The organism is Actinomadura soli (genome assembly GCF_005889715.1).
Classification (GTDB): Bacteria; Actinomycetota; Actinomycetes; order Streptosporangiales; family Streptosporangiaceae; genus Spirillospora; species Spirillospora soli.
The window spans coordinates 1-9,790 of record NZ_VCKW01000286.1; the positions used below are offsets into that span (position 1 = coordinate 1).

A 9,790-nucleotide genomic window follows, 5' to 3' on the forward strand; every position below is an offset into this window, starting at 1 on the left:
GGCCGGTGCGGGTGTGGATGCGCTGCGACAGGTCGGAGTTGTGCAGGAGCCCGAACTCGCGGTTGTTGATGAGCTCGTTCTCCTGGCGTTCGCGGAGCGCCTCGACGGTCAGGCGGAGCTGCTGCTCGACCTGGTCCATCGGCTCGTTGTAGAGGTCGGCGACGCGGGTGTGGACGCGCAGGACGGTCTGCGCCACGCTCAGCTCGTACTCGCGCGGCGAGCCCTCATAGTCGACGAAGGTGCCGGGCAGCGAAGGCTCGCCCTCGTGCCCGGACGCGAGGTCGATGGCGGCCTCGCCGTGGTCGTTGTGCGGGCGGCTCGGGCTGGCCCGGTACTCGTCGAGGTGCGCCTGCAAGGACGTGGACTGCCCTAGCGTCTCCTGGAAGTCGGACTCGCTCATGCTGAGGATCGTGCAGGCCGTCACGGCCTTGACCGTGTACTCCCACACCGCGGGCTCGTCACCCTCGGACGTCCCGACGAGGGCCTGCTCGCCGAAGAAGTCGCCGTTGGCGAGCGTCCCGTGGACGGCGTCGGCGTCGAACTGGCCCGCGCCGATCTGCTGGAGCTTGCCGTGCGCGACGAGGATGACGCGGTCGACGGGACGGCCCCGTTCGACGATGACGTCGCCGGGCTCGTACTCCTGCTGGGTGAAGCGGCCCGCGATGGCGTCGAGCGTGAGGTCGTCGTCGAAGCCGCGCAGCGGCGCCAGCTCGCCCAGCTCGCGCGGGATGACGCGGACGTCGGCGCCGGTCGTCACGAAGGTAACCCGCCCGTCGCCGAGGGTGTAGGTGAGGCGCCGGTTGACCCGGTACGTACCGCCGGCCGCCTGGACCCAGGGAAGCAGCTTCAGCAGCCACCGCGAGGTGATGCCCTGCATCTGGGGGACGGACTTGGTCGTGGTCGCCAGATTCCGTGCCGCTGCGGTACCGAGGCTCAACTGCTGCTGTTCTTGCTGCTGCTGTTCCTGCTGTTCGGTCACGTCCACACCACCGATTCGTCGCCGGTCTGCCAGGTTGCGGCCGGGTTCGGCCAACCGTGACGCTACAGACGGTAATCAAATGATCGCAATGAGCCAGTGGCCTCACCTCTCCTTTGCCGCGTCGCCACACAAGTCGCACCCGGCCGTCACAGCACCGCGAACACGGCCGAATATGCCTCGTAATTCATATGAACGGACGGTTATCATTGGGCCATGTCGTCCGCGTTCGCCGTCCTCGCCGAGCCCACCCGCCGCCGCATCCTCGACCTCCTGCTGGAGCGTCCCCGGCCGGTCGGCGAACTCGTCGAGCGGCTCGGGCTCACGCAGCCGGGGACGTCCAAGCATCTGCGGGTTCTGCGCGACGCCGGGCTCGTCCGGGCCCGGCAGGACGCGCAGCGCCGCGTGTACGAGGTCCGCCTGGAACCGCTGGCCGAGGTGGACGCCTGGCTGACGCCGTACCGGCGCGCATGGGCCGGCCGCCTGGACGCCCTCGAACGGCACCTCGACGCCGGAGACCGGCGCGGCAACGGGTGAGGCGGATCACCCTTCGCGAGCTAAGAGCGAGCTAGGAGCGAGCTAAGAGCGGGCCCCCGCCCCGGAGCCCACGGGTTCCAGGGCCTTCCGCTCTCCGGCCTCCTCGATCGGCACCCCGGCCGTCTCCGGGATCTTGATGATCGGCACGAGCGCGACCAGCCCGGCGAGCATCAGGTAGTAGGCCGGGACGTAGTTGGAGCCCGTCACGTCGATCAGCGACCCGACGAGGACCGCGGCCGTCCCGCCGAACAGCGACGTCGAGAGGTTGTAGCCGATCGCGAACGCCCCGTACCTGACCTTCGTCGGGAACATCGCCGGGAACGTCGCCGCGATCACCGCCAGGATCAGCACCAGCAGGCCCCCGACCATCGCGTACCCGAGCGCCACGCCGACCGGGTTCCCGGTCTGCATGAGCGCGAACGCGGGCCACGCCAGCACGATGTAGCCGACCGCCGCGGTGATCAGCAGCGGCTTGCGGCCGATCCGGTCCGACAGCGCGCCGAGCGGCACGATCACCATGATCATCACCGCCTCCACGCCGATGGTGATCAGCTGCGCGGTGGTGTCGTTCATCTCCAGGAAGTCGACGAGGTAGGACGGCATGAACGTCAGCAGCGTGTAGTCGGCGACGTTCAGCAGGAACACGATGCCGATCAGCATCAGGATGACGCGCCAGTAGTGCTCCAGCGTCTCCTTCAGCGGCGACTGGGCCTTCTTGCCCGCCTCCTCCATCCGCTGGAACGTCGGGGTGTCCTCGATGCGCGTCCGGACGTAGAGGCCGACGAGGCCGAGCGGCAGCGACAGCAGGAACGGGATCCGCCAGCCCCAGTTGTGCATCGCCTCCGTGGTGAGCGCCAGGTCCATCAGCAGGACGAGGCCCGCGCCGAGGATGTAGCCGGTCAGCGTGCCCATCTCCAGGAAGCTGCCGAAGAACCCGCGGCGGCGCGTCGGCGCGTACTCGGCGATCATCGTCGCGGCGCCGCCGTACTCGCCGCCCGTCGAGAAGCCCTGGATCAGCCGTACGAGGAGCAGCAGCAGGGGCGCGGCGATGCCGATCGTGCCGTAGCCGGGCAGGATCCCGATCACGAACGTGGAGCCCGACATCAGCATGATCGTGGTGGCCAGCACCCGCTTGCGGCCCAGCTTGTCGCCCATCGGGCCGAAGAACATCCCGCCGAACGGGCGGGCCAGGAACGCCGCCGCGATCAGCGCGAACGAGCGCAGCGACGCGCTGCCGCCCGCGTCCTCGGGAAAGAACACCGTGCCGATGATCGCCGTCATCACCCCGGCGCTGAACACGCCGAAGTCGAACCATTCGACGCAGTTCCCGATCGCGGAGGCGACGACGGCCTTGTGGACGGCGGTGAGGTCGCGCTCGTTCTCGTCCTTTGACAGCTCCACGGCACCCGGGCCTCCGCGGTCCGGCCCGCCGTCGGCCGGGACGTCGCGTTCCGGGTCGCTTCCGGAGCCTGCGTTCATCGGCGGTTCCACGGGCCGTGACGTGCCCCAAGATCCGCAGAGCTAACGCCGCGTATCTCCCCGATGACTCAGGGGCGTCGCCCGGTCACGACCTCCGCGAGTCGTTCGCCGCGTTCCTCTGGCCGGCCTTCCGGTCGGCCTTCTGGTCGGCGAAGTCGTCCGGGATCGTGGGGAGGACGGTGGTGCGCTGCGGATCGTCCTCCCTGATCACCTCCTCGACCTCCTCCTCGGGGAGTTCGTCGGTGCTCTGCGGGTCGCCTTCCATGAGCTCGTCGAGGGTGACGGTGGCCTGCGTGACGTCGGAGCCGTGCGCGTCCCCCTCGGCGAGCGGCAGGTCGTCCTCGGGGATGGACATCAGCGCCTGCGTCTCCTGCGCCTCCCGGGTGATGACGCCGCTGGCGAGGACGGTGTTGCGGTGCCGCAGCGCGCCGTTCTCGCGCAGCAGGTTGTCGACGTCGGCGCGGACGCGGGCGACGCGGCGGCTCGACCGGACGTGCACGGTGAAGCCGCCGGCCGCGAGGCCCAGGATGAAGGCGGCGACGGGTATGCCGACGGACCGCGGCGCCAGCGTCGCCACCAGCGCGACCGCGATCAGGGCGACGACCACTCCAAGCGCGAGGTAGTGCTCCTCGATCCAGTCGAGGACGGTGTTGACGCGCTTGGGGATTCGCACTCGTCTTCTCCTCCACTCGGCCTGAGAACGTGGACAACGACCGGGCGGCGGCGCGGTGTTCCATACGCGGCCCGCGCGGTGGTCCTCGTTCTCGGCACGGTTGCTTGGCGGGTCACCGCCGGGCTCCATGGCCGGGACGGTGTGGGCTCGCGCCGCTCGGGCGCCGCCTCGCCTCCCGCGGTTCCCTGACCGGCGGGGGGCTGCTCGAAACACTAACAGGACGTGACGCCCGCTCTCACGACCGGCACCTCGGGGCGGCGGTCCCGCGACCCCCGTCCCTGGTCCGGCGCCCTGTGACCGGCGCGTCGCGGCCGGCGCTCGGCGACCGGGGTCACGTCCGGGCCGGGATGCGAGCACCGTCCCGCGGCGAATATCGTCCATGGATATGAGCGAACACTTTGACGTCGTGGTCCTGGGCGCGGGCCCGGGCGGATATGTCGCCGCGATCCGGTCGGCGCAGCTCGGGCTGAAGACGGCGATCATCGAGGAGAAGTACTGGGGCGGCGTCTGCCTCAACGTCGGCTGCATCCCCTCGAAGGCGCTGCTGCGCAACGCCGAGCTGGCGCACATCTTCACCCAGGAGCAGCAGACCTTCGGGATCAACGTCGAGGGACGGGTCTCGTTCGACTACGGCGTCGCGTTCCAGCGCAGCCGGCAGGTGTCGGACAAGCTCGTCAAGGGCGTCCAGTTCCTGATGAAGAAGAACAAGATCACGTCCTACGACGGGCGCGGCACGTTCACCGACCCGAACACGCTGCAGGTCGCCACAGCGGACGGGTCGGCCGAGACGGTGACGTTCGGCAGCTGCATCATCGCGGCCGGGGCGCGCACGAAGCTGCTGCCGGGGACGTCGCTGTCCGAGCGCGTCGTCACCTACGAGGAGCAGATCCTCAGCTCGGAGCTGCCGGAGAGCATCGTCATCGCGGGCGCGGGCGCGATCGGCGTCGAGTTCGCGTACGTGCTGCACAACTACGGCGTGAAGGTGACGATCGTCGAGTTCCTCGACCGGATGGTCCCGAACGAGGACGCCGACGTGTCCAAGGAGCTGGCGAAGCGCTACCGCAAGCTCGGCGTGGACGTGCTGACGTCCACCCGCGTGGACGCCATCGACGACTCAGGCGACAAGGTGAAGGTCACGGTCACCGGCAAGGACGGCGCGCAGCAGGTCCTGGAGACCGACAAGGTGCTGCAGGCGATCGGGTTCCAGCCGAACGTGGAGGGCTACGGGCTGGAGAAGGCCGGCGTCGCCCTGACCGAGCGCGGCGCGATCGACGTGGACGGGCGCTGCCGCACGTCCGTCCCGCACATCTACGCCATCGGCGACGTGACCGCCAAGCTGATGCTCGCGCACGCGGCGGAGGCGATGGGCATCGTCGCCGCCGAGACCATCGCCGACGCCGAGACGATGGAGCTCGACTACGTGATGATCCCCCGCGCCACCTACTGCCAGCCGCAGGTCGCCTCGTTCGGCTGGACGGAGGCGCAGGCGAAGGAGCAGGGCTTCGACGTCAAGACCGCCAAGTTCCCGTTCAGCGCGAACGGCAAGGCGCTCGGCCTCGGCGAGGGCGACGGGTTCGTCAAGGTGATCAGCGACGCGAAGTACGGCGAGATCCTCGGCGCGCACATGATCGGCCCGGAGGTCACCGAGCTGCTGCCGGAGCTGACGCTGGCGCAGCAGTGGGACCTGACCGTCCACGAGGTCGCCCGGAACGTGCACGCGCACCCGTCGCTGGGCGAGGCGATGAAGGAGGCCGTGCACGGCCTCGCCGGCCACATGATCAACCTCTGAGCGGCTTTCGGGGCGCCGGACCGGTTCCGGCGCCCCGGCCGCCGTCAGCGGGTCACGGCGTGTTCCACCGGTTGAGGGCCTCATAGGCGGGCCGCCACTCGTTCTCGAACGCGGCGCGGGCGGGCTCCGGGAGCGGGGCGAGCGTCGCCGCGACGGTCCCGGCGTCGGCGCCTTCCACCAGCCACGGGAGGATCCGCGGCGCGTCGGGACCGATCCCGGCGGCGTGGGCCTGCCCGAACGCCACGAGCTGCTCGGGCGTCACGGCCTCGTCCATCAGGGGCAGCGCCGCGTCCTCCTCGTGCTTCAGGTGGGCGGTGAGGCCCGTGGTCAGCGCGGCGACGAGGACGTCCAGCGGCTCCGAGCCCGCGTCGATCGCCTCGATGACCGGGTCGATCCGGGCGTGCTCGGCCTCCATCGCGTCGAGGAGCGCGAGGTCGCCCGGGCGTCCGGCCAGCGCCTCGCGCATCACCGGCCACAGCACCTCGTCCTCGGCGGTGTGGTGGGCGTGCAGCGCCTTCTTGAACAGCTCCCAGCCGGGTGCGTCCGCGAGGAGTCGGCGCGGGTCCTCGTCCTCGCGGGCGGCGAGCTTCGCCAGGTGCTCCAGTTCCCGCCTGAGCGCGTTGTGCATGGCATACATCAAGGTCAGGTCGTGCTTAGCCATGATCCTCTCCTTCCGTCTCCGCAGTGACGAAGTAGGAGAGGGAAACGTGACCGTCAGGACGCAGAAGTCGTCGAGGACGGGGCCGGACGCGCCAGGCGGCTCAGCAGCCGCTGGCCCTGACGTGCGCTGATGTCCAGGCGCCGGCCCAGCTCGGCGCCGGTGATGTCCGGTTCGGCGTCGATGATGGCGAGCGCGCGGGCCTCGTTGTCGGTGGCGACGCTGCGCGGGACCCGCTGCCGCGGGACCTGCCGCCGCGCGGGCCGCCGGCGCGGGGCCTTCTTCGGCGGCTCCTGCTTCGGAGGCGGTTGCGGCGCCGGGGGTTCGGGCGCGGTGAGTTCGGTGACGCGGGCGAGGGCCTGGTCGAGCATGACGCCGTCGCGCAGCATCCAGGTGATGTCGGCGGGCGCCTTGGACTTCCACTTGCGGCCGTAGTGGGCGTCCAGCAGGGCCAGGGCGTGGCGGCGGCGCTGCTCGGCCACCAGCGCCTGCGGGTAGGACGTGATCTGCCACAGCACCATGCGGCGCCACAGCCGGAACGTGGAGAGCGGCGCCAGCAGCCACCGCGTGACCGGGATCCCCTCGCGGACGGTCCCGGCGGCGATCCCGGCGCGGCGCCGGATCGCGTGCCGGACGGCCTCGATGAACGTCACGAACAGGACCGGCATCGAGGCGTGCATCACCATGCCGGTCGCGTCGCCGTGCGCGGCGGACACGTTCAGCCACACGGTCGCGGCGGTGAACGCCATCGCCATCCAGCGCAGCGCCGGCATCGGCATGGCCAGCCACTCCAGCAGCAGCGCCACCGACACCAGCGCGAGGATGCCGAGGTCCACCCCGGCGGGGACGATCCACGCCTGGTCCCCGAACCACGGCTCGGCCACGTCCCGCACCGAGGCGAACGACCCGTACCCGCCCAGGCCGGCGAGCCCGGCGAAGAACAGCCCGCCGATCCCGGCCAGGACCTTCTGCGCCCGGGTCAGCGGGACGCTCGGATCGAACGCGGCCGTCCGCACCTCGCTGGTCATGACGTCCTCCCGCACAGAGGTGTCCACGCGATCACCAGAGGACCGTAGCGCGCCGACGCCCCCGTCCGGACGAATCAGCCAGAACCGCCCAGAACCCCCAGCTCATCGGGGCATGCGGTGTCGGGCGGGTTCAGCGCAGCGGGTTGAACGGGGCCAGTTCCGCCGGACGGCGCCCGGTGGTGATCTCCTCCGCGAGGAGGCTTCCGGTGGCGGGGCCGAGGGTGATGCCCCACATCCCGTGCCCGCCCCCGACGAAGACGTTCGGGGACCGGGTGGCGCCGATCAGCGGCAGCCCGTCCCGGGTGCACGGGCGGGACCCGACCCACTCGTCCTGCCGGGCGTCCAGGTCGGCGCCGCGCAGCAGCGGCCGGGCGGCCTCGACGATCGCCCCGATCCGGCGCGGGTCGAGCGGCGCCTCGGGGTCGCGGAACTCCATCATCCCGGCGACGCGGAGCCGGTCGCCGAGCGGCGTGCAGGCCACCTTCTGGGCGGGGAAGTACAGCGGGCCATCGGGGACGCGGTCCATCGGCACGCTGAAGCTGTAGCCGCGGCCGGCCTGCACGAGGGCGCGGACGCCGAACCTGCGGGCGAGACCGCCGAGCCACACACCGCTCGCGATCACCACGGTGTCGAAGACCTCGGGGGCGCTCCCGGCGGTCTGCACGGTGACGCCGCCCCGCCCGTCGCGGATGTCGGTGACGGCGGCGCCCGTCTGGATCTTGCCGCCGCGGTCGATGACGGAGTCGGCCAGCGCGTGCACGAACCGTCCGGGGTCGATGAAGCGCTGCCCGCGCAGCAGGATCGCCGCGCCGATCTCGCCGGACAGCGCGGGCTCCAGCCGCCGCGCCTCGTCGCCGCCGAGCACCTCGAACTCCAGGTCCTGGCCGGCCGCGCGGATGTGCTCGACCTCGTCCAGGAGGAAGCGGCGCTCCTCGGCCGTCCGGTAGGCGGCGAGGAAGGACCCGGCCTCGTTGGTCTCGGCCTTGACGCCGCCCTCGGCCAGCGCGTCGAAGCCCGGCAGCGCCCGGCCGTTGATCGGCACCAGCGACTCCATGGAGCGCCGCCACCGGGCCATGGTGCTGTTCCGCGCGAACCCCGTGAGGAACCTGAGCAGCCGCAGGCTGGCGGTCGGCGGGACGTACACGGGCGAGGACGGGCTGAGCACCGCGCGCGCCCCGTACGACAGGACGGCGGGCTCCGGCAGCGGGGTCGCCAGGCCGGGCGTCAGCCATCCCGCGTTCCCCCAGGACGCCCCGGCCGCCACGTCCCTCCGGTCGAACACGGTGACGTCGGCGCCTCGCTCCTGCAGGAACCACGCCGTGGACAGCCCGACCATCCCGGCGCCGACGACGGCGACGCGGCGCGGACCGGCGCTGGTAGCCATGACCACCCCTCCTCTTCAACGATGCCACTTCGATGGTGACCCCGTACCGCCCCGGCGCCCCTGTCCTTTTCGGCCAACACAAACCGATCGCATAGTGTGAAACGCACAATGATCACGGTGACGGACTTCGTCGACTCCCTCGGCCCGGGGCTGTTCCGGCTGGTGGCGGCAGGCCGCGACGCGCAGGTGCACGACGTCGTCCTGGCCGAGCCGGACGAGGCGGCGGGACGGCCGGGCGAGATCGTCCTCGGCGCCGGGGTGACCGCCGCCCCCGACGCCGTCGCGCTGCTCGAACGGGCCGGCGCCGCGGGCGCGTCCGGGGTCGTCCTGAAGGCGCCGCTCGCTCCCGAGGTCGTCGCCGCCGCCGAGCGGCTGGGCCCCGCGCTCATCGAACTGCAGCCGGAGACGTCCTGGACGCACGTGATCTGGCTCGTCCGCGCCGCCATCGACCACGCCCACGCCCCTCCTGGCGAGTCCGGCGACGACCTGTTCGCCCTCGCCGACGCCGCCGCCGAGATCGCGGACGCGCCGGTCACGCTGGAGGACGCCCGCTCCCGCGTCCTCGCCTACTCGGGGCTCCAGGACAGCACCGACCCGGCCCGCGTCTCCACGATCGTGGGCCGCCGCGTCCCGCCGCAGGTCATCGCCCATCTCCGGGCCTGCGGCGTGTTCCGCAGGCTGGCGCGGTCAAGCGACCCCGTCCTGGTCCCGGCGGGCCCGGACGGAATGCTCCCCCGCCTGGTCATCCCGGTCCGCGCCGGAGGCGAATGGCTGGGCTCGATCTGGGCCGTGGCCCGGACTCCGATACCCCCTGACCGCGTCCAGCGCCTCACCGACCTGGCCTCCATCGTCGCCCTGCACCTCCTGCGCCTTCGCGCCGAGACCGGGGTGGCGCGGCGCGCGTCGGCCGACCAGCTCCGCGCCGCACTGCGCGACGGCTCGGCGCCCGTCCCGGTACGGCCGCCGTGGCGCGTCGTGGCCCTGGGCGGCGAGACCGGCGACCCGCGCCGCCGCCTCGACCTGTGGGAGGCGATCACCCACCGCTTCGGCTGGCACCGCCCGCTGCTCACCGACCTGGACGGCACGCTCTACGCCGTCCTCACCGATCCGGGCGGCCCGGGCCGCGACGCCGGTTCGATGCCGTGGCTGGACCACATCCTCTCCCGCGTCCGCTCGCACGACCCCGCCCTGTACGCCGCGGCGGGCGGCCTCGCCCACACACCCGCCGACCTCCCCCGCTCCCGCTCCTGTCTCTTATACACCTCT

At 71.8% G+C, this 9,790-nt stretch carries 9 protein-coding genes; 3 read left to right on the forward strand and 6 right to left on the reverse strand.

Features of this window, described 5'->3' with window-relative positions:
* The coding region (locus ETD83_RS35195) for a family 2B encapsulin nanocompartment shell protein (RefSeq protein WP_230421392.1) at positions 1–979 on the reverse strand (979 nt) is incomplete at its 3' end.
* A gap of 213 nt (positions 980–1,192) precedes the next feature.
* Between ETD83_RS35195 and ETD83_RS35200 the strand changes: the two genes are divergently transcribed.
* The gene (locus tag ETD83_RS35200) at positions 1,193–1,513 is read left to right on the forward strand and encodes an ArsR/SmtB family transcription factor (protein ID WP_138649530.1); all 321 of its coding nucleotides are present in this window, start codon (positions 1,193–1,195) and stop codon (positions 1,511–1,513) included.
* A gap of 42 nt (positions 1,514–1,555) precedes the next feature.
* Here the strand turns inward: ETD83_RS35200 and ETD83_RS35205 are convergent, their stop codons facing one another.
* Together ETD83_RS35205 and ETD83_RS35210 are read right to left on the reverse strand one after the other, a co-directional pair.
* Positions 1,556–2,992, reverse strand: a complete 1,437-nt coding sequence (locus ETD83_RS35205; protein ID WP_138649531.1) for an MFS transporter — start codon at positions 2,990–2,992, stop codon at positions 1,556–1,558.
* 85 nt (positions 2,993–3,077) lie between these two features.
* Positions 3,078–3,665, reverse strand: coding sequence for a hypothetical protein (locus ETD83_RS35210; RefSeq protein ID WP_138649532.1), 588 nt, complete (start codon positions 3,663–3,665; stop codon positions 3,078–3,080).
* A gap of 385 nt (positions 3,666–4,050) precedes the next feature.
* Here ETD83_RS35210 and lpdA point away from each other — a divergent pair, with 385 nt between their 5' ends.
* Positions 4,051–5,454 carry a dihydrolipoyl dehydrogenase gene (gene lpdA / locus ETD83_RS35215; protein ID WP_138649533.1) on the forward strand — a complete coding sequence of 468 codons (1,404 nt, stop codon included), beginning with the start codon at positions 4,051–4,053 and terminating at the stop codon, positions 5,452–5,454.
* A 52-nt stretch (positions 5,455–5,506) separates the two neighbouring features.
* On the opposite strand, the gene ETD83_RS35220 is transcribed toward lpdA, so the two are convergent.
* The 3 genes from ETD83_RS35220 to ETD83_RS35230 form a co-directional block, all read right to left on the reverse strand.
* The gene (locus ETD83_RS35220) at positions 5,507–6,115 is read right to left on the reverse strand and encodes a hemerythrin domain-containing protein (protein ID WP_138649534.1); all 609 of its coding nucleotides are present in this window, start codon (positions 6,113–6,115) and stop codon (positions 5,507–5,509) included.
* 53 nt (positions 6,116–6,168) lie between these two features.
* Positions 6,169–7,167 carry a DUF2637 domain-containing protein gene (locus tag ETD83_RS35225; protein WP_138649535.1) on the reverse strand — a complete coding sequence of 333 codons (999 nt, stop codon included), beginning with the start codon at positions 7,165–7,167 and terminating at the stop codon, positions 6,169–6,171.
* A gap of 103 nt (positions 7,168–7,270) precedes the next feature.
* The gene (locus ETD83_RS35230) at positions 7,271–8,524 is read right to left on the reverse strand and encodes an NAD(P)/FAD-dependent oxidoreductase (RefSeq protein WP_138649536.1); all 1,254 of its coding nucleotides are present in this window, start codon (positions 8,522–8,524) and stop codon (positions 7,271–7,273) included.
* Between the two features lie 117 nt (positions 8,525–8,641).
* Between ETD83_RS35230 and ETD83_RS35235 the strand changes: the two genes are divergently transcribed.
* Positions 8,642–9,790 (forward strand): PucR family transcriptional regulator (locus ETD83_RS35235; RefSeq protein ID WP_138649537.1); only part of this gene is annotated, 1,149 nt, incomplete at its 3' end.